General features: G+C 65.6%; 25 protein-coding genes. 17 read left to right on the top strand and 8 right to left on the bottom strand.

What is annotated here, in order from left to right; all coding sequences use genetic code 11:
- Positions 1–53 precede the first annotated feature (53 nt).
- Positions 54–1,286 carry a lipase family protein gene (locus tag AB0L97_RS07700; protein WP_355073821.1) on the top strand — a complete coding sequence of 411 codons (1,233 nt, stop codon included), beginning with the start codon at positions 54–56 and terminating at the stop codon, positions 1,284–1,286.
- Between the two features lie 107 nt (positions 1,287–1,393).
- On the opposite strand, the gene AB0L97_RS07695 is transcribed toward AB0L97_RS07700, so the two are convergent.
- From AB0L97_RS07695 to AB0L97_RS07675, 5 genes are all read right to left on the bottom strand, one after another.
- Positions 1,394–2,410 (bottom strand): hypothetical protein, encoded by a 1,017-nt coding sequence (locus AB0L97_RS07695; protein WP_364426157.1) that lies wholly within the window; start codon positions 2,408–2,410, stop codon positions 1,394–1,396.
- The gene (locus AB0L97_RS07690; RefSeq protein WP_364426155.1) at positions 2,407–3,741 is read right to left on the bottom strand and encodes a peroxidase; all 1,335 of its coding nucleotides are present in this window, start codon (positions 3,739–3,741) and stop codon (positions 2,407–2,409) included. Before AB0L97_RS07690 ends, AB0L97_RS07695 begins: the two co-directional genes overlap by 4 nt.
- Positions 3,742–3,759: 18 nt before the next feature.
- Positions 3,760–4,320 carry a hypothetical protein gene (locus AB0L97_RS07685; protein WP_364426765.1) on the bottom strand — a complete coding sequence of 187 codons (561 nt, stop codon included), beginning with the start codon at positions 4,318–4,320 and terminating at the stop codon, positions 3,760–3,762.
- A 71-nt stretch (positions 4,321–4,391) separates the two neighbouring features.
- Entirely contained in the window at positions 4,392–6,554 is a 2,163-nt protein-coding gene (locus AB0L97_RS07680) for a serine/threonine-protein kinase (protein ID WP_364426153.1), read from the bottom strand.
- 201 nt (positions 6,555–6,755) lie between these two features.
- A complete protein-coding gene (locus AB0L97_RS07675) occupies positions 6,756–7,202 on the bottom strand; it encodes a CBS domain-containing protein (protein ID WP_364426151.1) in 447 nt (148 codons plus the stop codon).
- A gap of 146 nt (positions 7,203–7,348) precedes the next feature.
- Between AB0L97_RS07675 and AB0L97_RS07670 the strand changes: the two genes are divergently transcribed.
- From AB0L97_RS07670 to AB0L97_RS07625, 10 genes are all read left to right on the top strand, one after another.
- Positions 7,349–7,915 carry a TetR/AcrR family transcriptional regulator gene (locus tag AB0L97_RS07670; RefSeq protein WP_356964234.1) on the top strand — a complete coding sequence of 189 codons (567 nt, stop codon included), beginning with the start codon at positions 7,349–7,351 and terminating at the stop codon, positions 7,913–7,915.
- A gap of 73 nt (positions 7,916–7,988) precedes the next feature.
- A complete protein-coding gene (locus tag AB0L97_RS07665) occupies positions 7,989–9,020 on the top strand; it encodes a medium chain dehydrogenase/reductase family protein (protein WP_364426148.1) in 1,032 nt (343 codons plus the stop codon).
- A 337-nt stretch (positions 9,021–9,357) separates the two neighbouring features.
- The gene (locus AB0L97_RS07660) at positions 9,358–9,663 is read left to right on the top strand and encodes a hypothetical protein (protein ID WP_364426146.1); all 306 of its coding nucleotides are present in this window, start codon (positions 9,358–9,360) and stop codon (positions 9,661–9,663) included.
- 76 nt (positions 9,664–9,739) lie between these two features.
- Positions 9,740–10,222 carry a nucleoside deaminase gene (locus AB0L97_RS07655; RefSeq protein ID WP_364426144.1) on the top strand — a complete coding sequence of 161 codons (483 nt, stop codon included), beginning with the start codon at positions 9,740–9,742 and terminating at the stop codon, positions 10,220–10,222.
- A 453-nt stretch (positions 10,223–10,675) separates the two neighbouring features.
- On the top strand, positions 10,676–12,076 hold the full coding sequence (locus AB0L97_RS07650; protein WP_364426142.1) for a hypothetical protein: 1,401 nt from the start codon (positions 10,676–10,678) through the stop codon (positions 12,074–12,076).
- 56 nt (positions 12,077–12,132) lie between these two features.
- Positions 12,133–13,374, top strand: coding sequence for a MoxR family ATPase (locus AB0L97_RS07645; protein WP_364426140.1), 1,242 nt, complete (start codon positions 12,133–12,135; stop codon positions 13,372–13,374).
- The gene (locus tag AB0L97_RS07640; protein ID WP_364426138.1) at positions 13,371–14,609 is read left to right on the top strand and encodes a VWA-like domain-containing protein; all 1,239 of its coding nucleotides are present in this window, start codon (positions 13,371–13,373) and stop codon (positions 14,607–14,609) included. Before AB0L97_RS07645 ends, AB0L97_RS07640 begins: the two co-directional genes overlap by 4 nt.
- Before the next feature lie 138 nt (positions 14,610–14,747).
- Positions 14,748–16,238: a glyceraldehyde-3-phosphate dehydrogenase gene (locus tag AB0L97_RS07635; protein ID WP_364426136.1), complete on the top strand. Its 1,491-nt coding sequence runs from the start codon at positions 14,748–14,750 to the stop codon at positions 16,236–16,238.
- 299 nt (positions 16,239–16,537) lie between these two features.
- Entirely contained in the window at positions 16,538–17,680 is a 1,143-nt protein-coding gene (locus tag AB0L97_RS07630; protein ID WP_364426134.1) for an acyl-CoA desaturase, read from the top strand.
- 198 nt (positions 17,681–17,878) lie between these two features.
- Complete coding sequence (locus AB0L97_RS07625) at positions 17,879–18,517, top strand: hypothetical protein (protein WP_364426132.1); 639 nt, start codon at positions 17,879–17,881, stop codon at positions 18,515–18,517.
- Positions 18,518–18,809: 292 nt separating this feature from the next.
- Here the strand turns inward: AB0L97_RS07625 and AB0L97_RS07620 are convergent, their stop codons facing one another.
- Positions 18,810–19,103, bottom strand: coding sequence for a hypothetical protein (locus AB0L97_RS07620; protein ID WP_355073792.1), 294 nt, complete (start codon positions 19,101–19,103; stop codon positions 18,810–18,812).
- Positions 19,104–20,016: 913 nt separating this feature from the next.
- Here AB0L97_RS07620 and AB0L97_RS07615 point away from each other — a divergent pair.
- Positions 20,017–20,778 (top strand): dienelactone hydrolase family protein, encoded by a 762-nt coding sequence (locus tag AB0L97_RS07615; RefSeq protein WP_364426129.1) that lies wholly within the window; start codon positions 20,017–20,019, stop codon positions 20,776–20,778.
- A 31-nt stretch (positions 20,779–20,809) separates the two neighbouring features.
- On the opposite strand, the gene AB0L97_RS07610 is transcribed toward AB0L97_RS07615, so the two are convergent.
- Positions 20,810–21,355 (bottom strand): hypothetical protein, encoded by a 546-nt coding sequence (locus AB0L97_RS07610; protein WP_364426127.1) that lies wholly within the window; start codon positions 21,353–21,355, stop codon positions 20,810–20,812.
- Positions 21,356–21,417: 62 nt separating this feature from the next.
- Between AB0L97_RS07610 and AB0L97_RS07605 the strand changes: the two genes are divergently transcribed.
- Complete coding sequence (locus AB0L97_RS07605; RefSeq protein WP_364426125.1) at positions 21,418–21,573, top strand: hypothetical protein; 156 nt, start codon at positions 21,418–21,420, stop codon at positions 21,571–21,573.
- Positions 21,574–21,695: 122 nt separating this feature from the next.
- Here AB0L97_RS07605 and AB0L97_RS07600 read toward each other — a convergent pair whose 3' ends face one another.
- On the bottom strand, positions 21,696–22,091 hold the full coding sequence (locus AB0L97_RS07600; protein WP_364426123.1) for a YciI family protein: 396 nt from the start codon (positions 22,089–22,091) through the stop codon (positions 21,696–21,698).
- A 194-nt stretch (positions 22,092–22,285) separates the two neighbouring features.
- Here AB0L97_RS07600 and AB0L97_RS07595 point away from each other — a divergent pair, with 194 nt between their 5' ends.
- From AB0L97_RS07595 to AB0L97_RS07580, 4 genes are all read left to right on the top strand, one after another.
- Complete coding sequence (locus tag AB0L97_RS07595; protein ID WP_364426121.1) at positions 22,286–22,828, top strand: VOC family protein; 543 nt, start codon at positions 22,286–22,288, stop codon at positions 22,826–22,828.
- A gap of 39 nt (positions 22,829–22,867) precedes the next feature.
- Entirely contained in the window at positions 22,868–23,776 is a 909-nt protein-coding gene (locus tag AB0L97_RS07590) for a VOC family protein (protein ID WP_364426119.1), read from the top strand.
- Positions 23,777–23,779: 3 nt separating this feature from the next.
- Positions 23,780–24,634 (top strand): alpha/beta hydrolase, encoded by an 855-nt coding sequence (locus tag AB0L97_RS07585; RefSeq protein ID WP_364426117.1) that lies wholly within the window; start codon positions 23,780–23,782, stop codon positions 24,632–24,634.
- A 54-nt stretch (positions 24,635–24,688) separates the two neighbouring features.
- The coding region (locus tag AB0L97_RS07580; protein WP_364426115.1) for an AMP-binding protein at positions 24,689–24,975 on the top strand (287 nt) is incomplete at its 3' end.

Below are 24,975 nucleotides of genomic sequence, written 5' to 3'. Positions count from 1 at the left end.
TGAATGCAGGCTGGCCGGTCGACAAATGCGCGAACTACTGGAGGTAGAAGATCGTGATCCGGCGGTTTCTCTTGCCCGGCAGCAGGCGCAGCGGTGCGATCGGCGGTGTGGCACTCGGGCTGCTCTTGGCGACGACGGCAACCGCGCAACCGCTGTATCCACTGCCCGATCCGGACCCGTTCTATGCCGCCCCGGCGGATCTGGCGGCACACGAAGCAGGGGATGTGCTGGGTGTGCGGGCACTGCCCGCGCTGGCGATCTTCCCCGCAGCCACTGTCACGCTGGTCAAGTTCCGGTCCACCGACTCGCATGGAGCGCCGATCGCGGCGACTACGACGGTTCTGACTCCCTTCGCCCGACAGCCCGGCGGGCCGCTGCTGTCGTATCAGCACTTCATCAACGCGCTCGGCACCGGCTGCGCGATATCGCACAAGCTGTACAGCGACGATCTGAACCTGGTGGCGACCACGCCGATCTTGAACGTGGCGCTGGCCCAGGGCTGGACTGTGGCGCTGCCGGATCACCTCGGACCGCAGTTCGCTCTCGGGGCAGCGCGTTTGGGTGGCCATGTCGTATTGGACGGCATCCGTGCGGTGAAGCGGCTACCCGCACTCGCCGTGGAGCACAGCCCCGCGGTCATGGCCGGTTATTCCGGCGGTGGCCTGGCCACCGCATGGGCGGCCGCGTTGCAGCCGGCATACGCACCGGAGCTGAAACTCGCGGGTGCGGCCATCGGTGGTGCCCCGATGAATCTGATGACGATGGCCGAGACACTGGGCCTGGACCGGCACCCCTCGTTCGGGTTGGCCATGGCGGCGGCGATCGGTCTGGAGCGGGAGTACCCGGACCGACTGCCGACGAGCTCGTATCTCAACCCGCGCGGCCTCGCGGTCGCTCAGGACATGGCCAACAGTTGCAGCAACGACATCCTCACCGCGGGCGTCGACGGCAGCGCTCGGGAGTACCTCGACAACACCTCGATCGTCGACAGCCGCGAAGCCCGCTCGGTGGTGGAGGAGAACAGCCTGGAACTCTATCCCGGTATGCCGGAAAACCCGATCCTCGAATGGCATTCGCCGAAGGACCAGCAGATTCCGCTCGGTGCGATCGAGAATACCGTCCGCCGCTGGTGCGCGGCCGGGGTGCGGGTGCAGACGGTGCTGGTGCCGTCGGTTGAACTGCCTTCCGCGCTGGAACATTTGGCCCCTGCGGTATTGGGTGCGCCTGCGGTGCTGCTGTGGCTCGAAGGCCGGGCCCGCGGAGAGCTCGCCCCTACCAATTGCTGACATCGACGCCCACGTAGCGAAGCGGAACTGCGGCAGATGGCCGCCGAACGCCGTGGGCGGATGGCCCCTGGCCGGCAGGAGGTAGACCGCGTCGGTGTGGTGCGCGGTCACTTCATGAGGGCGAAGTTGCGCCAGAGGTTGATGAGGCTTTCGGTTCCTCCGAACAGGGTGGTGAAGTTGGTGGAGTCGATCATGACGATGTCGCCTGCGCGTCGGTCGGTGGGCGGCAGCCAGATCGCGGTGTTGAATTCGGTGTTGCCTTCGGCGGTGAAGGGGTGGGGTCGGTCGAGGTCGATGGGTTGCCGGGCGAGCAGGCGCACGGATGCGCTTGCGGGCGCGGTGAGGTGATAGTGCGGGAGGTGGGGGTGGAAGTTGAATGTGGTGACGTTGTCGAGCAGGTGCAAGTCGTCGAGGTCAGGAAATGTGGACAGGGGCGCAATGGATTTCGTGCCTTCGGCGACGGCGGGTCGGAGTCCGTACATGTTGTGCACCGGAACGTCGAGGGCTTTCATCAGTGAGCGGGTGTAGGCGCTGAAGCGTTGTTGGCGCGGCACCAGCGGGTCGCCGTGGTGCTGAAATTCGACTTGGCGTTGCTGGAGGTCATCGGTGCAACCCACGTCGTGATGAGGCGCCAAAAGCAGACAGGTGCCTTCGCGTCGCAGCCATTCGTCGAGGGCCGCGATCTCGTCGGGCGCGGCTTCTGCCTGACCGAGAACGTGGTCGAGGCCGAAGATCATGAGAGTATCGGTGTCGGCCAGAATGCGTTCGTCGAGGGGCAGTTCGAACCCGGCTTGATCGATGCGCTGGAAGACCGCGACGGGGTGACCGGTGGCCTCTCCGGCGATCTGCTGGAAGGTAAGGGTGGAGCGGTGGAACAATTCCAGCGTTCCGGCGATCCCTTGCAGAAAGTGCGCGGCGTCGTACTCGGGCGTCTCGTAGGCAGGCCAAGCCGCTTGGCGCACCTCGGTCATGGTGGAGAAGCGGTTGTCGAGCGCGGCGGGATCGCGCTGTGCCTCCCAGGGATAACTCCACGTCCAGTAGATGCTCAACCGGCGTCTGCCGGGAGTGTAGGTGCGTGGCAGCTGAGATTGGTTGTAGGTGCGTGCCTGGGTGACGGTGCTCATGGTGCCACCTCGTTGTCGGTAGGGGTGCAGAGGTAGCGCAGTGCGCGGACACCGGGCATGAAGAAGTACGCGCCACCCCTGAGAGTTGTGAACGCCGGTAATCCTCTGATGGTCTTGCGGATCGGACGTTTGGGGATCTTGTATTCCAGGGTGCCGTCTTGGTTGCCGATGATCGGATCCCGCTCGTTGCCGAGTTCGTGGAACGTCTTGTCGTTGATCCACACGTTCTGGGCGAATTCGAATTGGCGCACCAGGCTGGCACACAGCACGAAGGCCGCGATTCCGCGCTCGGCGCCGTCCTCGGAAACGCCTTCGGGGAGGTGCGGTCCGTAGGTGGCGCCGCGGCGGATCATGCGCCGCCGCTGCATGTTCACCGCGGTGTCGCGGGGATTCAGCCTGCGGATGTGCGAGCCCAAAGGCACGGCGTACCCGTAGGGGTCCATCTGTTTGTAGTTGAAATCGTTGTTTCGCCGCATATCTGCGCCGAGTTCGGGATCGTCCCGCTCGGGGGCGAGCACCAGAGGAGCGCCGCTGCGCCAGCGGCCCATGAGTTTCGCGGCCAGCAACTCCTGTTCCTCCGGGGTGTCGGTGTGCTCGGCCAGGAACTCGCGGAATCGCCCGACGTGTTCTTGTAAGCGCCGGTAGGCCATGTAGCTGCCGTTGCGCGACAATACCTCCGGTTGCGGCAATCCCACCGGAGGACCGTCCTCGTCGGGATATCCCAGGATGAACTCGCCGGCCTTGATCGGGGCACCCGTGCCCGGTGTGGGCTGCTCACCGGAGCCTTCGATCACCGGCTGCGACAACCTGTCGCGGTAGCCGAAATGGTCGTGCGGGTACTCCAACGGCGGAACGGCCGCGAGGTCCAGCGACGACAGCACCGTCACTCCGGTGCAGCGGCCGAGCAGCTGCTGGTGCTCGTGCACCCAGCGAGCGCGTTCGGCGTCGTCGTGGGCGAACAGGATCGCGATCGCGTGTAGATCGTCGCCCGCCAATCCACCGACCCAATGGTCGGGGTGAGCGGTCCCGGTGTCGCCCAGGATGGCGGCCCGCGCTGCCATGCCCTGGCGGAACTCCTCGGGGAACGTTGCCAGTGACTGTTCGGGCACGCCGAGTGCGCGTAGGCCGGTCCAGGTGAACGCGAGTGTCACCCATCGGCGGTCGGTGGTCACGGAGCGTTGTGCGTCGGCGGCCGAGGCCACGCGGTCGACCATGGCCGACAGCCACGCCCGCCCACCGGTGGCACTGGCGAACGACAGGAACTCGTAGCGTCCGGTCAGCGCTGGGACGCGAGTCAGCAGAATGTGCTGGATGTCGTCGAGTTCGAGCATCGGCAAACCTCTCGGTCCCTACTGCATCTGGTCGAGCATGTCGGAAAATGCCGCCTTCACGCGCAGCGCCTTCTTGACCTCGTCCGCGGTCACATAGGGGTACTCACCGTACTCCAGGAAGCTCGGGAATTGATGCTCACGGAAGAACTCGACCACCGCATCGGTATTGGTCTTCCAGTCTTCGGGGAACCCTTCGAGGTTCACGAATACGGTTGTGATGCCCGTCGACAGGAACAAGGCGATAGCATCCTCGACGTACTTGTCGAAGTCGGTGTCGAAGATCCCCTGATATTGGAAACACAACCCGTCGCCGATGTCGAACAGTACCCACCGCAAGTAATGCAGCCGGAGCGGCGCCAGCACAGTGGGATCTTCGGCTACCGCGGCCTCGATTTGCTTGCCGTACTCCCGGATCGCCTCCTCACGGCCGGGTTTGACCCGCGCGATGATCGAGAAGCCGTAATTGGCGGGTGTGCGGGGAAAGACCGGCCCGTACCGGCCTTGCTCTAGCTCGAAGAACCCCTCCTTCGGCAGGGCCATCGCCGCCGGCCTGGACCAATCCGCATCGCCTGTGGTCATGTCCGCCTCCATCTCGAGCGGTGCGGCGCGGAGCGAGCTGGAATTCCTCGGCCGGACCGCTCTTGTCGTTGTTATCTGATCGTTTGACCGAGGTGTGGGTCTCGAAATCCATCGCTGCCCTTGGGTAAGCGGATTGCGACGATCGCCGGAGCCGCGGACGGATGGGGCTGCTGGTCCGCATTGCTGCCTGCGACAGCGGGCCGCCCGCCGGTCGAGCCGACCCGCCGCATTTCGACCGTGGCACGGCTGGTCTCGGGACAAGGATCCGATTTCTCGCGGGTCCATGTACCGGTCAAGAATTCGGTGGGGTCGGGGCCCACGTCGGACGCGAACAAATCCCAATTGAATGTCGCGATGGTGTGCGGCTCGTTCGATTCCGCGAAGCAGGGAAAGGGGATGCTGTAATCGGTCCGCCAGACCCCGCCCTCGAGCCTCAACATCGGAGCGAAGACGGCGCGTGGATCTTTGCGCGGATCTGTGCCGGAATTTGTGTCCGTCGTTGCGGCGCAGCGGTCGCCCTCACGCATGCACAGGGTGTTGTATTGCTGCCGGAACTTGCTCGGCGGTGGGGGATTGGGAACGTCTGGTGTCGCGGTATACGTGATGGTTACGTCGTAGGAGCCGCTGATCGGCGCGATGGTCGGGCTGGGACCGCGGTCGGGGATGGTTTCGGGAGGGACGACGTCGACCTTCGGGTCGATCTCGCCGACGCGGGAAAGCTTCATCTCTTGTTGTTGGGTGTATGCGCAAGGGCCGCCGACGAAACTGAAGGAGTTTCCGGTCCACGCCGGGATGCCGGGTCGGAATTCGAGTCGCTGCCATGCCGGGACGTTCTGCGGCACCTTGGTGATCGGACTTTCGCAATCGGGGTCGGGGCGGGCCCGTATGTCTCTTGTGATCGTCCACGTGCCGTCGCGATAGTCCGCGCTGAACTTGGCCGGGGCTGTCTCCCGCTCGGCCGTGCTCTGGCTGGTTATCGAGGCCACGCAGCGTTCGCCGTGCGGTGGGCAGTCGGATCGGACTGACCATGTCCTTTCTTGGGGGGGACTGTTGTCCGGCTTCCCGTTGAGAGTTTTGGGCGTGTAGGTGACTTCGTATTTGCCGTCGAAAGCGACTTCCGGCTTCGATGGCCGGGTCAGCCACCAAATACCCGCTCCTAGGGCCGCGGCGATGAACGCGGCGACCACGGTCACCACTACCCCCACGACAGGCCGTTTACGTCGAGGCGGTGCGGTGCCGCCACGTGCGATCCCGCCCGATTCGGATCGAATGGGCTGAAGACCGGGCAGATCTACGGGAGGTCCAGCGTTGATCGTGGAATTTTGCTCCGCGTACGGCTCTGTGGGGGGTACCGGCGACGGCGGCCCGGGCCGATCGCGGAGATCTCCGAAGCCGGGGGGCACCGAAGCGGGGCCGGCTCGGGGAGCGCTTCCGGCGGCAACCGCAGGAGCAGTGGTGAGAGCGTGTTCGGCGGCGGCTGCCAGCTCTCCGGCGGTCTGGTAGCGGTCGTCCGGGTCCTTCGCCATGCCCCGGGCGATGACATCGTCGAACCCGACCGGTAGGTCGAGCCGCCGCATGCTCGGCGCCGGGGGTGCTGCGGTCAGGTGCGCCGCGACCTGTTGCTCCGTGCTGGTGCTCGGGTAGGGCGGTATTCCGGTCAGGAATTCGCACAGCACACAGGTAAGGGCATACACGTCGGACCGAGCGTCGGCGACCCCGCTGGTGAATCGCTCCGGAGCCATGTAGGCCAAGGTTCCGATCATCGTGCTGGTGCTGGTCAGCGGGGTATTGCTGGCCGAGCGCGCGATACCGAAGTCGATCAGATAGACGAAGCCGGTATCGGTGACCAACAGGTTGGATGGTTTGACGTCGCGGTGTACCAGACTTTGAGCGTGCGCCGCATCCAGTGCCGCCGCGACTTGGGAGATCACCCCAACCGCTGTCGCAGGCTCCATCGCACCATCGCGGTTGAGCAGGGTTCTCGCGTCGTCGCCATCGATCAAGCGCATATCGAGATAGAGGTGGCCTTCGATCTCGCCGTAGCCGTGGATCGGGACCACATGTGGTTCGCGCAGTTGAGCGGTGTCGTGAGCCTCGCGTCGGAACCGCTCCCGGAAGCTGGGATCAATCGCACAGCGCTCGGGCAGCAATTTGATCGCCACGATGCGGTCGGTAGCGGTGTCATAGGCCCGCCATACCTGGCCCATGCCGCCTTCGCCGATCAACTCGTGCAACCGGTAGCGACCGAACGCTATGCCGTTCACCGACCACCTCCCGCACGGATGAATCGCGTTCGCTATGGAGGATCAGCATTGTGAAAAGGTCGCGGTATCGATGATATCGGCCTCGGCATTCCTACTGCATCATTGTCGCGATGCTGCCCGCGTTGCACCTCTCCGAGACAGTTTCGACGGGCTGGCCGACGCGTCGGATCCTCACACTTTCTCGGTGGCGGGCAGATGGGCCGCGCAGACCGCCTCGACGAATTCGCCGACGGTGCTATCGGCCAGATTGCGGGCCAGATCGGCCTCGGTGATGATGCCGACCAGCATGCCGTTGTCGGTGACCGGGAGCCGACGGATCCGCTGCTGCTCCATGAGGACCAGCACGTCGCGCACATCGGTGTCGATATCGACGGTGTGCAGTCGGTCGGCGCCCTGCGCCAATTCGCCGGCGGTGGTGGTCTTCGGATTCGCGCCGACACCGACCACCTTCACGACGATATCCCGATCGGTGACTATGCCGACGGGACGGCATTCGCCGTCGCAGATGGGCAGTGCGCCGATGTCGAGCTGCCGCATGCGTTGGGCGGCTGCCTCCATGGTTTCTCGAACACTGATGTGCTGTACGTCGGGCCGCATGATGGTCCGCGCGGTCGTCATGATGCATCTCCTTCTATTGCGGTGGCGTGTTCGCTACTCCGATCATCATTCGACGGCGGCGAAGGTATCGACAGGGCAGAAGGTCATCTGGCGACCGCCTCGGGCGCCGTTGCGCGAACTCGAGCAGTGAGTGTACAGTCACTCACATGAGCAGACGTGCCACTCTTTCCACCGCGGAACTCCGGCGCGAGGCCGTCGTCGACGCCGCGATCGACGAGTTCGCCCGCACCGGCTATCACGGCACGCCGATCACGAGCGTCGCGGCGCGCGCATCGATCTCGCCCGCGTACGTCTTCAAGTTGTTCCCCGGCAAGGTATCGCTGTTCGTCGCCGCGCTCGATCGCGCCTTCGAACTGATCGAGGAAGCGTTGTCGGCCGGCGCGTCCCGGCCGGGCGAGACCGACCCGGATGCGATCCTGTATCGGATGGGTGGCGCCTACGCCGAGCTCATCGCGGACAACCGACTGCTCATGGTGCAGGTGCACGCCCAATCCGCGGCCGACATCCCGGAAATCGCCGCCGCTATGCGCAGCGGGCTCGAACGGGTCACCGCGTTCGCCGCGGAGCGGTCCGGCGGCAGCGCCGAGCAGGTCCAGCGCTTCATCGCCTACGGCCAGCTCTGTCATCTGATCACCACGCTCGACATCGACGCGAGCGCAGGAGAGTGGGCGGCAATGCTCACCCAGGGGATCCGGCACCCGAACCGCATGTAATCGACGTCCCGAGTGGCGAAGTCGCCATTTACCCATCGAGTGATTGATCAATCACACACTAGGAGGTTCCGAGATGAGCACACCGAACGTGACAGTTACCGAGATCGTGTTGCCCGGCAAAGTCGAACCGAGCGGACTGCGGGTGCGGCAGCGCGAACTGCCGCCACCCGGTCGGGGGCAGGCGCTGGTGCGGGTAGAGGCCACTGGAGTCTCCTTCGCCGAGCAGCAGATGCGCCGTGGCAAGTACTACGACCAGCCGCCGTTCCCGTTCGTGCCCGGCTACGACTTGGTCGGCGAGGTCGTCGCCGTGGGTTCGGGAGTGGACGCGGCGCTGCGGGGCCGCCGGGTCGCCGCGCTCACCAAGACCGGCGGCTGGCGCAGCCACGTGCTGCTGGACGCCGCCGACTTGGTGCCGGTGCCGGACGGGCTCGACCCGGCAGAAGCGGAGACGCTGGTCGTCAACGGGATCACCGCGTGGCAGATGCTGCACCGGGTCGCCGGAACCCGGCGCGGTGCGACGATTCTGGTGCACGGCGCGAACGGCGGCGTCGGCTCCACGCTGGTGCAGCTGGCCCGCGCGGCCGGTATCGCGGTGATCGGCACCGCGTCGGCCCGCAACGCGGACGCGGTCCGGGCGCTCGGCGCGCAGTGGGTGGACTACCGCGGCGACGTGCCCGCCCAGGTCCGGGCGCTGGCGCCGAACGGTGTTGACGCCGTGTTCGACCACGTCGGCGGCCCCGGCATCGTGGACTCCTTCCGACTGCTCGCGCCCGGTGGCACCCTGGTGTCCTACGGCACCGCGGCTACCCGCGACGTCGAAGGCGATTCCCGGCTTCCCGTGCTGAAACTGCTCGCCCGGCTGCAACTGTGGAACGCGGTGCCGAACAAGCGCAGAGCGCACTTCTTCAATCTGTGGGCGGGCAAGCGCGACGCCGCGGCCTTCCGCGCCCGGATCGCCGAGGACCTCGGGCAGGTGTTCGATCTCGCGGTGGCCGGGTCATTGCGGGGACAGGTCGCCGCACGGTTGCCGCTCACCGAGGTCGCCGAGGCGGTGCGGCTCGCGGAGTCGGGCACGGTGGTCGGCAAGGTTGTGCTGGAACCGTGAACCACGGCTCCCGGACTCTCGATGGTCGCACGGCATGCCCGAAATCATGGAGCTCGTCTCCGATCTCGGCGAGTACCGCGGCAGCGCCGCGCCCGGGAAGCATGCCCACTGAGCTCGGCGTTCGCCCGGCTCGGCAGCCGAGATGGGCGCCACCATATCCGAATGGTCACAGCGGTCGGCATTCCGCATCAGGTCGGATATCCCGGGGGTAGCGTCCTTATCGCAGTGTGCACGTTCTCTCCTGAGCACCAAGCAGTTTCTGCTCGCTACCACTCGGACTGTTCGTCCGGGGCGGTTACCGATTCAGACCGCACGGAACCAGGACAAGGAGATCGTCATGAAAGCCACACGCCTCGTTCGTTTGGGTCTTCCCCCGTTTTTCGCCGCCGCGGCGGCGCTGTTGTTCTGTCCGCCGACCGCCACGGCGCAGGAGATGTGGAACTACAACTGTTCGTCCCATTCGCCGGTGTGGGAAGGCAGGGTGACCGCCATGGACTGCACGCCGTCGAACGGTGCGCCCGCGAGTGGAGAGATCACGCAGCCGTTCCAGGTGAACGGCGGCGAGGTCATGAACTGCTCGTCCGGATGGGCGCACCTCCCCGATTTGATGGGCAAGGAATGCGGACCGGCGCCGATGCGATAGCTGATCGACCGCGTCGGCGGGTGGACCTTGTCGATTCCGGCAAGGCCCACCCGCTTTCTGCTACCAGGATGGTGCGATGACCATCACTGCCGAGGATCTTTCGCACCTGCGCCGCTGCGTCGAACTCGCCCGGGAGGCGCTCGACGACGGGGACGAGCCGTTCGGCTCGCTCCTGGTCTCGGCCGACGGGGAAGTGCTCTTCGAGGATCGGAACCGGATCAAGGCGGGTGACGCGACACGTCATCCCGAATTCGAGATCTCTCGCTGGTCCGCGGCACATCTGTCGCCTGACGAGCGCGCCGCGGCCACCGTCTATACCTCCGGCGAGCACTGCCCGATGTGCGCGGCGAGCCACGGATGGGTCGGCCTGGGGCGGATCGTGTACGCCGTGTCGTCCGGTCAATTGGTGTCCTGGCTGGCGGAATGGGGTGTCCCGCGTGCCCCGGTCGCGGCGCTGCCGATCACCGAGGTCGTGCCGGACGCCGTGGTCGACGGGCCGGTCGCCGAACTCACCGACGCGATCGAGGCACTCCACCGTGCGCACGCTTTCCGCAGCTGAACGCAACTCAGCCGCAATGGTGTTCAGTTCTCGGCGGTGACGGGACTCCGGTCCAGAATGGTCCTGCTGATTCAGGAGAGGTTCGCCGGCTCCTCGTCGATGAGGTGGTGGCCGCACTCGAAACCTCCCGTTCCCGAATCACATTCGCCGATTCATTCGGTAGGCGGTTGCCGTACGGCTCGAGTGGCGCATCCGGGGCGACTGGATCTGCTGGTGCAGTCGTCCCCCGGGCGATGCCGCAGGGGGATGTGGCGTCGATGTATCACCGGAAACTAGCTGATCATCAACTGCACCAACCGGTCTGGCGGGCACATGTGGGGGTGGAAGCGGTTCGGCGAAGCTGCCGCCGAGCCCCTTCGGCTGGCCGGTGGCGGTCCGGGAGGTTATGATCAACGCGATGATGACTCCATCTGTTCAAAGATTGGGGGTTCCGTTCGCGCAAGGTGAGTGCTGATGCTCACTCACATCGCGAACGAGGACGACTCCCGCCTTTCCTTCTGGCTGCGTGTGCGTGAATTCGCCGTGCCGCCCTCCATGATCGAGACTGCTACCGCCCGCCGTCGCGTGGGGGACTGGGCGGGCGCGTGTGCCGCGGCAGGCTTCGATGTCGATTTCACTGTGCGGTCGGTGGCGCGTAGCCACGGGCACGAACTCGCGGCTCGAATCCGGGCCGATCTCCGCCATCTGGCTCCTGACCTGTTGCGCTGGCATCTGCCGAGAGTCGCTCCGGACGGGTTGTTGCGGCCGGGTCTGACCATCGCCTTGGCGCGGTACGACACGGCACCGGACCAGCGCGGCGGCGCACGTCCCATGCACCTTGTCGTTCGGACCGCGCCGGCTTGGGCGGACGCCGGTCAGCGGATCAGTCTCGCGCTGTGGGACGGGTCCGCCGCCGGAACCAGCGCCGGGCTCCATCCGCATCCTCGCCCACACCGGCGTTTTCGCCTGGATCTTCATCGCCATTTGTGGGACGCGCGCAGAGTCGGCGAGCTGCGCACACGGTCCGGGGCCGAGCGGCACGCGGATACTTGCGCGATGCCGGCCGCCGAACTGCTCGCCGCGGTGCCGCAGGTCCGCCGCTGCGCCGTCGACCGCTGGGCGGCCGAGGCGGAGATGCTGCGCCACACCGAGGGACGGCGTAGCGGTACTTTCGTGGTGCGGTTCGGGGCCCGGCAACGGTTGGTTCTCGACGTGGACGGAAACGGTTCTGGACCGTCCATGGTGCGGATCGCGTCGGGATACCCGGTTGGCGGCGTCTCCGCGCTGCCCGTCCTGCCCGACGCGGCGACCTGGGTGCTGCCCGATCTGGCACTGCTTCGTGCCGGCGCGATAGCGGCCGATCGGCTGCATCCGCTGGTCGCCTCGGCACTGGTACCCGACTACTCGCCGAACGATGCGCCACGCATCCTGGACCGGGCAGGTCAACCGCGCCTGGTGCAGTGCAGGGGAGAACAGCACAGGATCGGGCTGGTCGACGGGTTCCTGGCCGCGCTGGACCATAACCAGGCCGAGATCCGGCGGGAAGAACTGCTGGTCGCCCTGACCGGCACTCCACTGCCTTGCCTGCAGGCCATCGATGAGGCGCACCGTCATCCGGACTGTCTGGTCGGTGTCCGTGAGCGTTTGGACCATGGCGACACCGCCGGCGCGCTGGCCATCGTAGCGGGACTGCTCGGTCCCGACGCGGTACTGCGCGACGGTGCTCTGCGCGACGAACTGGAAACGTTCGCGCGACAACGAATTACCTATGGACTGTTCAAGGCGGGCCTGTCCGAGCCAGGGATCGGGCGCGTTCCGCCGGTGCGCCGTCCACGCGACCGCCGCGCGCACCCCCGCAACGCGACCTCGCGCTGACCCGGCGACCTCGCCGCACATCCACTCGACAACGCAACCCCTTCAGGTGATCACACATGCTTACTGCTGTCCGTACGGCCGCCGATCCGGCCCGCCCCGCCCAACTCGATGTGGCCGACGAGTTGCTGAGTCTGCTCCGCGAGGTAACCACCGAACCGCGCCCCGATAACCAACTGGAGGCCTTGGCGCTGGCCGTGGCCGCCGACCTGCCGGTTCTCCTATGGGGTGAACCAGGGATCGGGAAGACCGCGGCCCTGACCCAGCTCGCCGCCGACCTGGACCTGCCGCTGACCACGGTGATCGCGAGTGTCCATGAGCCGTCCGACTTTTCGGGCCTGCCCATCATCGGGGACGATCCGGCGGAACACGGAGTCCCGATGGCTCCGCCGGATTGGGCCGTACGGCTCGTCCGGACCGGGCGCGGACTGCTGTTTCTGGACGAACTGTCCACCGCCCCGCCTGCCGTGCAAGCCGCCCTGCTCCGTCTGGTCCTGGAGCGGCGGATCGGCACCGTGCAACTGCCGCCCGGTGTTCGGATCGTCGCCGCGGCCAATCCGCGATCCTCGGCGGCCGATGGCTGGGAACTGAGCCCGCCACTGGCCAACCGGTTCGTGCATCTGCAATGGGCCCACGATCACGAAGTGGTCGTTCGGGGCCTCGGCGGGACCTGGCCCCATGCGACGCTACCGCGGCTGGCACCCGAAAGATTGGGCGACGCTGTGACTTTCGCGCGCCGCGCGGTGTGTGCGCTTCTGGCGGCTCGTCCCGCTCTCGTGCATCAACTCCCCAGCACCGAAACCCGCCGAGGCGGTCCCTGGCCGTCGCCTCGAAGCTGGGAGATGACATTGCGGCTGATCGCCTTCGCCACCGCGGCCGGTTCATCCCGGGATGTGCTTTCCCAGCTGGTCCGAGGCACTGTTGGCGAGGGGCCGGGCTTCGAGCTGCTGGCGAGCTTGGACCGGATGGACCTCCCGGACCCGGAAGTGCTGCTCGCCGACCCGGCGGGAGCCGTCCTGCCCGAGCGGGGGGATCTGCGGCAGGCTGTGCTCGACGGCGTTGTGGCTGCGGTCCGCAAACGGCCGGAGAAATCCCGCTGGGATGCGGCATGGGCGCTTCTGGTCAAGGCTTCGGAAACCGGGGCGCCGGATCTGATCGTCGTTCCCGCAACCACTCTCGCCACGCTGCGCCAGGACGACTGGGACGTGCCCGCGGCCATCGAGGAACTCGCCGGAGTGGTATCGGTGTCCACGGAAGCGGATCGGGCAGCGGGCCGTGTCGCGGCGAAGGCAGGCCGATGACCGCGAACGCGCTGCGGCCGCTGGACCGCGACAAGCTCTTCGCCGCCCGATTGCACGCCGCCAGGGTCCGGCCCTACTTGGCGACCGCTCTGTTCGCGCTGTGCGTCGTCGAATCGCGCCGAGTACCGACGATGGGTGTCGACCGGCACTGGCGCTGCTACGTGTCGCCTGCGTTCGTGGACCGGACTTCGGTAGCGGATCTGGCCGGGGTGTGGGTGCACGAGGTGTCGCATCTGCTGCGCGACCATCACGGTCGCAGTGACCGCTTCGCCCGGCAACACGACTTGACCGGCCCGGCGGAACGACTGCGGATGAACATCGCCGCGGACTGCGAAATCAACGACGACGCATTCGGCGACGGGCTGACCCGCCCCGATGACGCTGTCACGCCCGAGTCGTTGGGGTTGCCCGAGGGGGAGCTCATGGAGGACTACCTGCGCAAGTTCCGGCTCGGACCCACTACGCAGGGCATAGCGTGGCTCGACTGCGGCAGCGGCGCAGACGGATTGGAACGCGAATGGGAACTCGGGCCCGACGGTGCGGACGGACTCAGCGAACACGAACGAGACGCCGTCCGATTCCGGGTGGCGCAGGGCATCATCGGCCGTCCGGGGAACGCCTCGAAAGGGTGGCGGCGCTGGGCGGAAGAGGCGTTCCATCCGCCGCAACCGTGGCGGGATCTGCTGGGAGCGGCTCTCCGCTCCGCGGTCTGCGTCGCCGGTGCGGGTGCGGACTACACCTATGGCCGGCCGGCACGGCGCTCGGCGGGGGTGCCCGGCGTAGTGCTGCCGAGTCTGCGGCGAACGCCGCCTCGGGTCTCGGTGCTCATCGATACCTCGGGGTCGGTCAGTGATACGGAACTGGGCAGCGCGCTGCTCGAGGTGGCCGCCATCGCCCGTGCCGTGGGCGGCCGCCGCGACCTGGTCACCGTGCTGCCGTGCGACGCGGCGGCGAGGATCGTGCATCCCTTGTGCCGTGCCGAGCGGATACCACTGGTGGGCGGCGGCGGCACTGACCTGCGCACGGGCATCGCCAAGGCGATACGAGCCCACCCCCGCCCGGATGTCCTCGTGGTGCTGACCGACGGCCAGACACCCTGGCCGACCACACGGCCACCGTGCCGGACGGTGGTAGGGCTGTTCCGTCGGCAGCACGCCGCTTCGTGGCGCGAAAACGACCCCGATTACGTTCCGGACGCGCCTCCCGCATGGGCCCGAGTAGTCGATATCGGATAGGCCGCCCGCCGCTCGGACGATGGTGCTCGCTCGGGGTCGCCACCTGGCGATCTCACGAGGGGGGATCCGGCCTCGGTGAAATCGGGGCCCTGATTAGCATCGATACGCGTGTAAATCGAGGAGATCCGAGGACCTACGTTGACTACCGAACAACTCGACCGCTGGAACGCCCAGGAAGCCGCCGCCGAGGCAATGATTCCCATCATCGGCACGTTGTATCGGGGCAAGGGCGTGACGATCCTGCTGCACAGCCGGTCGCTGGTGAACAAGTCGGTGATCAGCATCCTGCGGACGCACCGCTTCGCGCGGCAGATCGAAGGCGAGGAGTTGTCGGTGGACGAGACTCTTCCCTTCCTGCGAGTGCTCAGTGAACTGGATCTCGGGCCATGCAAGATCGATCTCGGTCAGTTGGTCATGACCTATCGCGCCGACGATCGCGGACTGTCGATCCGCGAGTTCACCGCGGCGGTGCTGGCCGAGGTGACCAACGGCAACAAGGCTCTGTCCCCGGGCCCGAGGGATGTCGTCCTCTATGGCTTCGGCCGCATCGGTCGCCTGGTCGCTCGCCTGCTCATCGAGAAGGCCGGATCCGGCAACGGGCTGAACCTGCGTGCCGTGGTGGTGCGCAAGGGAGGCGACGACGATCTGAGCAAGCGAGCGTCGCTGCTTCGCAGGGATTCGGTGCACGGCGCATTCAACGGCACGATCAAGGTCGATACCGGCAACGACACGATCACCGCGAACGGGAACACGATCAAATTCATCTACAGCGATGATCCGACGACGATCGACTACACCGAGTACGGGATAACGAACGCGATCCTGATCGACAACACGGGCAGGTGGCGTGATCGGGACGGGCTGTCGCAGCATCTGCGCCCCGGCATCGCGAAAGTCGTTCTCACCGCGCCCGGTAAGGGCGATATCCCGAATATCGTGCACGGCGTGAACCATCGCGGCCTGGACCTGTCGCAGCAAATCTTCTCGTGCGCCTCGTGCACGACCAACGCGATCGTTCCGCCGCTCAAGGCCATGGACGACGAGTACGGCATCATCCGCGGGCACGTGGAGACGGTTCATTCGTTCACCAACGACCAGAACTTGCTGGACAACTATCACAAGGCGGACCGGCGCGGTCGTTCCGCGCCGTTCAATCTCGTGCTCACCGAAACGGGTGCCGCGTCCGCGGTCGCGAAGGCTATGCCGGATTTCAAGGCCAAGATCACCGGCAACTCGATTCGTGTTCCCACCCCCGACGTTTCGGTCGCGATTCTGAACCTGCAGCTTCAGCGGGAGACGACGAAGAGCGATGTGCTCGCTTACTTGCGCGGGGTTTCGCTCGCCGGGCCGTTGAGCCGAAACCTCGATTACACCGCCGCCACGGACGTGGTTTCCAGCGATTTCATCGGATCGCGCGCAGCGTCGATCATCGATGCCAATGCCACGATCGTCGAGGGTGACACCGCGATTCTCTATGTCTGGTACGACAACGAATTCGGCTACTCGTGCCAGGTGGTGCGGACGGTGCAGTACATCTCGGGCATCGAGTACCCGACCTATCCTCAGGCCGGCGCGCGGCTGGACGGCACCGCCGACGCCCGCGTGCTGACTACTACCGACGCTCGGTAACTCGCACAACCGACACGGAAGTGTCTCGGCCATAGGACAATTCCTCATCTCGCGCCTGCCGATGTCTGTGCAACCCGATCGTCACGCGGATGTGTCGTCGATCGGCACATCCGTTCACCTCGCAGTGGTCTCATCGCGACACTCTAGTTCTCGAGGCAGGTGAGTCTTCCGCGCCGACTTCCGATAGCCTGCTGTCGTCGACGCCGGGCACGGAAGGACAACGTCCGAGCCCGGAGACCAACAGTGACAACAGGATGTGCAGGCAATCCGTGGTTCTCGAAAGTTCTACCGGTCGGACGATGCCGACCTCCTCCGTCACGACAACCGCGCTCGCGGACTATGACCCGATCGATCGGGACGGACCGCAAGCAGCGCCGGTTGCTTCGTCGCCGACCGCCGAGATCAAGGAAAACCGACCGGCGCGTGGCAGCGAGTATGCGGTGTTGCTGCGTCGAGTGCGCCAAGCCGGGCTACTGGATCGGCGGTTGCGGTACTACGTTCGGAAGAGTGCGGTCACCGCGGTGGCGTTCGCTGCCGGGTGGGCGGCGTTCGTCATGGTCGGCGACTCGTGGTGGCAGCTGGTGGTTGCCGCTTTCTTGGCAGTGGTCTTCGCGCAGTTCGCGTTCCTCGGTCATGATGCCGGGCACCGACAGATCTTCGCCGGTCGGCGGGCCAACTACTTGTTCGGTGTGATCGCGGGCAATCTCGGCATCGGGGTGAGCATCGGCTGGTGGGTAAGTAATCACAACCGCCACCACGCTCACCCCAACACCGAGGGTTCGGATCCGGACGTGATGGGGGTGCTGGCCCATTCCGGCCATCGAGCACGGACCGGCAAAGGCATCCGGCGGTTGATTTTCCGCTATCAAGCCTGGCTGTTCTTTCCGATGTTGTTGCTCGAGGCAGGCAGTCTGCACTACGCGAGTGTCCGGGCGGTGCTGCGCTGGGCGATACCCAACCGCGTCTGGGAGGCCGCGCTGTTGGCCGCGCACGCCGCCGGGTATCTCGCCGCGGTCTTCCTGGTCTTGTCGCCGGGTAAAGCGGTCGTCTTCATCGCTGTGCACCAGGGCCTGTTCGGGTTCTATATGGGCTGCACTTTCGCGCCCAACCACAAGGGGATGGAGGTACTGGCCGAAGGCGAGTCGGCAGACTTTCTGCGTCGGCAGGTGCTCACGTCCCGCAATGTCCGCGGCGGCCGAGTCGTCGACGCCGCCTTCGGCGGACTGAATTACCAGATCGAGCACCACCTGTTCCCGTCCATGCCGCGGCCCAACCTGCGCCGGGCCAAGCCGATGGTCGAACAGTTCTGCGTCGAACTCGAGGTGCCCTACTGCGAGACCAGCGTCCTGGACTCCTACCGCCAAGCGCTGAGCCACCTCCACGCCGTCGGCCGACTCGCCGGCCCGCAATCTTCTGCGGTAGCCGACAGTCGACCCGACTGACTTCTCACCTCAGCTGAACCATTACAGCGCTCTCTACCGGCTTCTGGCCTGGTCAGCTCGTTCCGCGGCACAGCAGGACACTCGGACTCGATCCTGTCAGCGGACCCGAGCACCTTTCGCCCGCTCGGCGTGACATTTTCGCGACCATTTCGTAATGTATCGGTGACCTATTCTCGACTGTAATCGGTAGCCGACATCATGCCTGGTCAACACCGTAAACGGACCGCAGCCCGGAAGCTCAGTGCCCTGGCCGTATGCGGCATCGCCGCGGCCCTCGCCGTCGTGTTGTGGGCGGTATCGCGACCGGGCCTGGAGGCTCGGCATGCCGCAGCGGCCGATTCGCCGCCGTCGGCAGCCGTCGCGCCGCCGACCAGCGTGCCGTCGATCACTCGGCCGACAGCGGCGGCGTCCGCGGCCGAGCAACCACCACCGTCGGCCAGGGAGGCTGCGCAGCACCTGCCACCACCGCCTCCCCCTGTCCCGTGCTCGACCGAACTCGCAGGCACGCGGCCGCACGTGGCGCAGGTGGGCAACCTACTCAAGAAGACGTTCGCCGTCGCCGACATCGGCGGCGCCATCGGCCGTAGCGACGGCGACCACGGCGCAGGCTTGGCACTCGATCTCATGACACCCGATTCCGCGCGGGGCGACGCGATCGCCGAATACGTGCTGGCCAATCAGCAGCGTTTCGGTGTGACCTACGTGATCTGGCGGCAGCGGTACAACGATGGCAGCGGTTGGTCCTATCTGGAAGACCGCGGGAGCCCGACCGCCAATCACTACGACCATGTGCATGTGTCGTTCGACAAGGCCGCCCAGGGGGACGTAGCCTGCTGAACTTCATTCGGTGGGTGGCCCGAAAAAAGTTCGTGCCGTCCGGCGACTTCGCCGGGCGGCACGAACCTGTGTTCAAGGAAGCTCAGCGCTCGCAGCACTGGGAGCTGTCTCCCTAGCGGGCAAACGGAATCTCGGGGTCCATCCGCCGCATCTGCTTCGATGCGGCGAATCGACTAGTTCAGCTGTAGCGAATTCACCGCTGTAGTGCGGGCCGCGGTGCGGAGCGGAGCGGCGCAGGGAAGTCCGGCCCCGAAGGGGCAGACGGACGATGCGGTGATCTACCGAGACCGGATCAGGAGGCGGGCTTGGGCTGGGTCAGGTCCCGGATGCCGGTGATCGCATCGATGACGTTGACGACGGCGGAGGTGCCCCCGTCGAGGGCCGAGCTGCCGGAGTCCAGCATGGCGGAACCGGAGGACGAGCCGGCCGAACCAGTGGACGAGCCACCGTCGGCCGAACCCGAGGCCAGGCCCGCGGAACCGGTGCCGGCGGCGGAGTGGGCGGCGGAGGCCACCGCGACCGGGCCGAAGAACAGGGCAGCGGCGGAGACGGTGCTGGCGGCGAGAAGGGCCTTACGAGAGAACATCTACGGAGCTTCCTTTCACAGTGGGATAACGACGCCATCACGGGCGCACCAGCAACGTTAAGAAAAAGAAATCTACAAATCCACTTCTCTTGCTGTGGTAATCATCACCGTTAATAGTTGGCTAACTGAATATTTTGCCGAGGTAACACAAATTGATCTTCATCCCTCGGTGAAGTCTATGATCAAATCAAATCGATTTCTCGACACCCCGCGTATCAACGTGCGGCGGAGTCGATCTCGCGGTGCGCTTCCATTCCGTTCGGCGTGAGTCGAGCCGACGGCACACTCGGTGCCACCAACCTGTGTCGTCTGGTTTGACCTGCTAGGGGACGAGTCGCACTGCGGTATGTCGGTACAATTCCGCATCCCATGCACGTCCTGCGGGGGCTCTCCCGTGCCCAAACGGTGCATTCGACTATCGAACGCCCCTCCGGTGGATCCATCCAAGTGGAAGCATGCTCTCCGGTTTCGGTCGACTATTGCGCAAATCTGCGGATCCTCGGCGTCGCGATCGCTTTATGTCGCAGAAATAAACACGTCTTCTGCAAATATGCAGACAATGCATGAGCCTGGACGGACGGTTGTTGAAGATGAAATCGGCGACTGCATCCCGTTACGGACCTGCCGGATGTGCTGGCTGGTGCCGCTGAGACCGCCCTGGGGCTTGGTGTCGACGTGATAGACGAGCATGCCGCCCGCGCTGAGGCCGCGCAGCATGATCGGCCGGTTGTCCCGGTCGTGTGCGGTGAGGTCGACGAGAAGGTTGACCCAGTCGTCGATGATCGGGTTCGCGTCGGGCTCGACCGCTCCGCCCCTGTCTCGGCTCGATGCTCCGACGACCGGTAGTCGAGTCGAATCGGCTGATCTTGAATGGGGTATGTTCGAAAGGCTGGCATGGCAGGAGGATTCGAGGGTGACCGCAGTGAACGGTATGTCGGTCGACGTCCGGACATCCGACGGTGTCGCTGACTCGTATGTCGCCTACCCCGACGATGGCGCCGCCCATCCGGGAGTGCTCGTGATTCAGGACGGTTTCGGACTGCGGCCCAGCCTGCGATCACTGGCCGATCGGATTGCCGCCCATGGCTACACCGTTCTGTTGCCGAACGCCTATTACCGGCACGGGCGTGCGCCTGTGATCGAGCTGCCGGACTTCATCGACCCGGGGGAGCGGCCGGAGATCTTCCAACAGGTCTTCCCGATGATCCGCGAGCTGACCCCGGAGCTCCTGCGTTCGGATGTCGGCGCATATCTCGAGTGGCTGGCAGCGTCGCCGCAGGTCATAGCGGGAAAGGTCGGCGTCACGGGTTACTGCATGGGTGCGCGGCTGGCGGTGCTGACCGCCGCCATGTTCCCCGATCGGGTTGCGGCGGTGGCAGGATTCCACGGCGGACCGCTGGTGACCGACACCCCGGACAGTCCGCATCTCACCCTCGGAAACGTCACGGCGGAACTGTATTTCGCCCACGCGGGCGAGGATCACCACATGACTCCGGAACATATCGCCCTGTTCGACAAGGCGCTGGATGCCGCCGGTGTCCGCCACCGCACCGAGGTCTACGAGGGTGCCCAACACGGCTACACCCAGGCCGATACCTCCGCACACGACCCCGAGGCCGATGAACGGCACTACCGCGAACTGCTGGCCCTGTTCGACCGCAATTTGCGCCAGTAGCCGGGCTCGGCCGACCTCGCGGAAGCAGCTGTCAGGTCGGCGGCGCGTGTCGGATGCCCCGCCATCCTAGCGGGAATCGGACCCCGGAGGCCTGGACGTCGTGAATCAGCTGCGCGTAGCCTTCGCAGACCTCACCGAGATGAAACCATGCCTCGTGCCGCACGTCGTTGTCATCGACGTGTAGCACCGTCCACCACGCGTTGGCATAGATCTTTGCGATATGGCTGATCACCTCTCCCAGGGAATGGGTGTGCCTGCGCGCTCCGGGGGCTCTCGGAACATGGACGAACGCCCACGAATCGATCTCGCTGACGATCTCGGCAATGTCGATGTGGACGCGAGCTTCATCGAATTCGGCGGGAAGACGCGTTCGATTCAGGCGCACTGGGATCAGTGCCGCGTGCAGATCGCCCAACTCCCTAGCCCACTCGATCAGCGATGATCCTTGCGTAAGGTGACCAGCGATCGCCGCCAATAACTGATCAGGCCCGAGCAACGGTGCTTTTTCTTCCTCCGGATCGCCGTCGTCGCGCGGCCGGAGTGGTTCGGCTCGGGAGCAGAAGGCCGTGGCGGTCATCGTCGCACCTCATACCGAGGCGCGATGGAGGTCGGTGCGGTTTCTTCCGCAAGGTGAACCGCGTGGCGGAGTCCCTGACCATGAGCTGCGCCGGAGGTGAATTCGACGCGTTCGTCCAAGCGTCCCACTGGAGTTCCTTCAACCGGGTTTTGCCGTTGCTGTCGATGGCGGTCGTCGCCGATGACCTGTGCGGACGGTGGAGATCTGCCACACCTTGATACCTGATCGACCATTGTCAGCAGAGTGTATACACTATGACATCAGGAAATGCGCTCGTCAACGGTTCTATGCCTGAAGGCGGTGGGAGTGCGACGAGATGCGGGCTCGAAGGGGCCCCCGCTCAATGCCATTCGTAGGTGCCGCGGCCGAGTGACAGGCGCATCGAAACGCTGCCCTCGTTGAGGCGCCACCGATGAACGACGAAGCTGCGCAGACCCGCCGTGACGAACGGATCCGCTGACGCGATGGCGGTTGCGTCGGCTTCGTCGGAGGCGCGCAAGATCGTGACGCCCGATCCCGGACCGGCGCCGGGGCCGCTGACGAGGAGGCCCGACAGGAAGACGAGGCCGCGTTCCTCGAGGTCCAGCAGCCAGGCTATGTGCGCGGGGGCGAGGGCGGCGATGTCCTCGGAGGTCGTCCCGGCCGAAGGGGTCGAGGTCACCATCCAGTAGTCCCGGCCCAGGAGCAGTGAGGGGTCAGGGGCGTCGCGATCGGCGGCGGGAGGCAATAAACTCATCGCATAACTGTATGCAATTTCCGTGCGGCGGCAACATCCGGAAGAGCCTTGACAGTAAAAGTGCATACACATTACGGTCGGACGCGTAGCGAACAGGAGTGACGCCACCTGCGGACTCCTCGGCCGGGCCGTTCCAGGAGCACTCGATCGACCAGCACATGACCCGGCCGCCACCACGGGAAGGAAGATTCACCATGCCGATCGCTGAACTCGGTCATTTCGGAGTTTTCTGCGATGACCTGGAAGCCAGTACAGCGTTCTACCGCGACGTCCTCGGACTGACGGTCACCGACGAGGACCTGAATCTGGGCATGCGGTTCTTCAGTGCCCGGCCGAACTTCGAACACCACGAGTTCCAGCTCGTCGAAGGCCGGACCGTGGCGCGCGCCGACGAGAACACCAAACTGATTCAGCAGGTCTCGTTCCGGGTCAATCATCTGACCGAGTTGATCGAGTTCCACCGCAGATTCATCGAGCACGATGTCGACTTCGACATGATCGTGACGCACGGCAACGCGTTCGGCATCTATTTCTTCGATCCCGAGGGCAACCGTTGCGAGGTGTACTGGCAGACCGGACTGCCCGCCCGCCAGCCATTCCTGGCAGCGATCGACCTCACCGAACCGATCGAGAAACTGCTGGCCGACAACGCGGCGCTGGTAGCTCGGTACGGGGAGACCGGCTATCTGCAGCCGGGGCTGGTGAAGAACCTCATCCCGGACGCGATCGACTCCTGACACCGTGCGTTCGGCAAGTTTCCACAGGAGAGAACACCCATGATCACGCTGACCGACATCGCCTATGTGCGGTCAGGAGTCGCCGATCTCAGGACCGCCGTCGACTTCGCGACCCGCATCGTCGGTCTCGAACTCGCCGGTGAGACCGAACCAGGGATCGCACACCTTCGCGCCGACTCCCGCCACCACTGTCTGGCTTTGGTCGAGGGGGTGTCGGGGGTCCTGGCCTCCGGGTTCACCGTCGCCGACACGGATGCGCTGGAAGCTGCCGAGAACGAACTCGAGCACGCCGGTTTCGCCGTGCGGCGCGGGTCGAAGCAAGAGGCTCGCTCGCGACGCGTGGCCGAGTTCATCGGCTTCGACGATCCCTTCGGCAATCGCATCGAGCTGGTCAGCCAACAGGAGACGATCACCCGCCCCGTCGCTTTCGCTCGGCCGGCAGGCATCACGGAGTTCGGGCACCTCTGCCTCGACGCACCGGATGTGCACGAGGCCTACCGGTTCTGGAACGGGCACTTCAACGCCCGCGTGTCGGATTGGATCGGCGACGCCGCGTGCCTGATGCGGATCGATCCCGTCCACCACAAGCTCGCCGTATTCCAGGGCGAGAGCGCTGGTCTGTGCCACATGAACTTTCAGGTGGAGTCCATCGACGACGTCTTCCGTTCCTGGCACTTCCTGCGGGAACGCGATGTCCAGATCGAAATGGGCCCTGGTCGCCACCCGCAGTCGACAGCGGTGTTCCTCTACTTTCTCGGTCCCGAAGGCTTCACCTACGAATACTCGTTCGGGGTGCGTCGCATCGAGGACGACGCGGCTTGGCGACCGCGCACGTTCGATCCGGATGAACCCGGCTCGATCGACATGTGGCTGGGTCCGGTCAAGCGGGTCTCCACGCAGCACGCGGCCTCGATGGCCGGAACCCGACCCACCCCGACGAGGAGTTAGCAAGTGGCCGTCATCACCAGCGATCATCCGACCGCATCGATACGCGAAGTCGATGGGGTGCGCACCGCTGTCATCGACACCGGGGAGCCCGCAGGCGAGAGCGCGCAGCCGCCGCTGCTGCTCCTGCACGGGTCCGGTCCCGGTGTGAGCGCCGCGGCCAACTGGCGTCCCGTGCTGCCGTCCCTGTCGCACAGCCGACGCGTCATCGCCCCCGATCAGTTGGGCTTCGGTGGCACAGCCACCGGTGCGGCGCGCACGTGGGGCCGACAGGCGTGGACCCGGCACGCACTCGCGCTCATGGACGAACTCGGCATCGAGACCTACGACATCATCGGCAACTCGATGGGCGGGGCAATCGCCTTATCACTCGCGGCCGAGCGTCCGCAGGCCGTTCGTCGACTCGTCCTCATGGGCTCGATGGGTGTCGCGATGGCGCTACCGCAAGGGCTCGACACCGTCTGGAACTACCGGCCGGGAATCGAGAACATGCGCGAGATCATCGGGCTGTTCGCCTACGACCGGGGACTGATCACCGATCAGCTGGTCGAGATGCGATACGGGGCAAGTGTCGAGCCCGCCGTCGCGAAATCGTGGGAAGCGATGTTTCCCGAACCGCGCCAACGCTGGGTCGACGACCTGGCCCTGTCCGGTGCCGAGTTGACCCGGGTGGCACAGCCGACCCTCATGATTCACGGGCGAGACGACCGGGTGGTGCCGTGGAAGGAATCCTCGGGGGCGTTGCTGGAACTTCTTCCTGACGTCCGGCTGCACGTGCTCGGCAACTGCGGCCACTGGACCATGATCGAGAAGACCGCCGAGTTCCTCGGCGTCGTGGAACCGTTCCTGTCCGAGGCCTGACCTCGCTCAATGTGGCTTTCTGTGGGGAAGTCATCGATGGAAGAAGGAGTTCCGATGTTGAGCACTATGCAGGACGAGCCGTTGTCGTTGGCGACGTTGCTGCGCTACGCATCGACGTTCGCTGGGGATTCGACTGTGTCGACGTGGACGGGTACCGGTGTGCGCACCATGACTTATCGTGAGGTCGGGGCGGAGTCGGCGCGGTTGGCGAACGCGTTGGGTGGGTTGGGTATCGGGGTGGGTGATCGGGTGGGCACGTTCATGTGGAACAACAACGAGCATCTGGTGGCCTATATCGCGGTGCCCGCGATGGGTGCGGTGCTGCACGCGTTGAACATCCG

Origin of the sequence: Nocardia sp. NPDC051911 (genome assembly GCF_040681035.1) — a bacterium.
GTDB classification, from domain to species: Bacteria; Actinomycetota; Actinomycetes; order Mycobacteriales; family Mycobacteriaceae; genus Nocardia; species Nocardia sichangensis.
The sequence above is the reverse complement of the archived record's forward strand: the minus strand, read 5'-3'. Positions and strand labels throughout refer to the sequence as shown.

Coding starts and splice junctions, on each gene's coding strand:
- AB0L97_RS07695 (WP_364426157.1), bottom strand. CDS start 2,410: ATGAGCACCGTCACCCAGGCACGCACCTACAACCAATCTCAGCTGCCA.
- AB0L97_RS07690 (WP_364426155.1), bottom strand. CDS start 3,741: ATGCTCGAACTCGACGACATCCAGCACATTCTGCTGACTCGCGTCCCA.
- AB0L97_RS07685 (WP_364426765.1), bottom strand. CDS start 4,320: ATGACCACAGGCGATGCGGATTGGTCCAGGCCGGCGGCGATGGCCCTG.
- AB0L97_RS07675 (WP_364426151.1), bottom strand. CDS start 7,202: ATGACGACCGCGCGGACCATCATGCGGCCCGACGTACAGCACATCAGT.
- AB0L97_RS07670 (WP_356964234.1), top strand. CDS start 7,349: ATGAGCAGACGTGCCACTCTTTCCACCGCGGAACTCCGGCGCGAGGCC.
- AB0L97_RS07665 (WP_364426148.1), top strand. CDS start 7,989: ATGAGCACACCGAACGTGACAGTTACCGAGATCGTGTTGCCCGGCAAA.
- AB0L97_RS07660 (WP_364426146.1), top strand. CDS start 9,358: ATGAAAGCCACACGCCTCGTTCGTTTGGGTCTTCCCCCGTTTTTCGCC.
- AB0L97_RS07655 (WP_364426144.1), top strand. CDS start 9,740: ATGACCATCACTGCCGAGGATCTTTCGCACCTGCGCCGCTGCGTCGAA.
- AB0L97_RS07650 (WP_364426142.1), top strand. CDS start 10,676: ATGCTCACTCACATCGCGAACGAGGACGACTCCCGCCTTTCCTTCTGG.
- AB0L97_RS07645 (WP_364426140.1), top strand. CDS start 12,133: ATGCTTACTGCTGTCCGTACGGCCGCCGATCCGGCCCGCCCCGCCCAA.
- AB0L97_RS07640 (WP_364426138.1), top strand. CDS start 13,371: ATGACCGCGAACGCGCTGCGGCCGCTGGACCGCGACAAGCTCTTCGCC.
- AB0L97_RS07630 (WP_364426134.1), top strand. CDS start 16,538: ATGCCGACCTCCTCCGTCACGACAACCGCGCTCGCGGACTATGACCCG.
- AB0L97_RS07625 (WP_364426132.1), top strand. CDS start 17,879: ATGCCTGGTCAACACCGTAAACGGACCGCAGCCCGGAAGCTCAGTGCC.
- AB0L97_RS07620 (WP_355073792.1), bottom strand. CDS start 19,103: ATGTTCTCTCGTAAGGCCCTTCTCGCCGCCAGCACCGTCTCCGCCGCT.
- AB0L97_RS07610 (WP_364426127.1), bottom strand. CDS start 21,355: ATGACCGCCACGGCCTTCTGCTCCCGAGCCGAACCACTCCGGCCGCGC.
- AB0L97_RS07600 (WP_364426123.1), bottom strand. CDS start 22,091: ATGAGTTTATTGCCTCCCGCCGCCGATCGCGACGCCCCTGACCCCTCA.
- AB0L97_RS07595 (WP_364426121.1), top strand. CDS start 22,286: ATGCCGATCGCTGAACTCGGTCATTTCGGAGTTTTCTGCGATGACCTG.
- AB0L97_RS07590 (WP_364426119.1), top strand. CDS start 22,868: ATGATCACGCTGACCGACATCGCCTATGTGCGGTCAGGAGTCGCCGAT.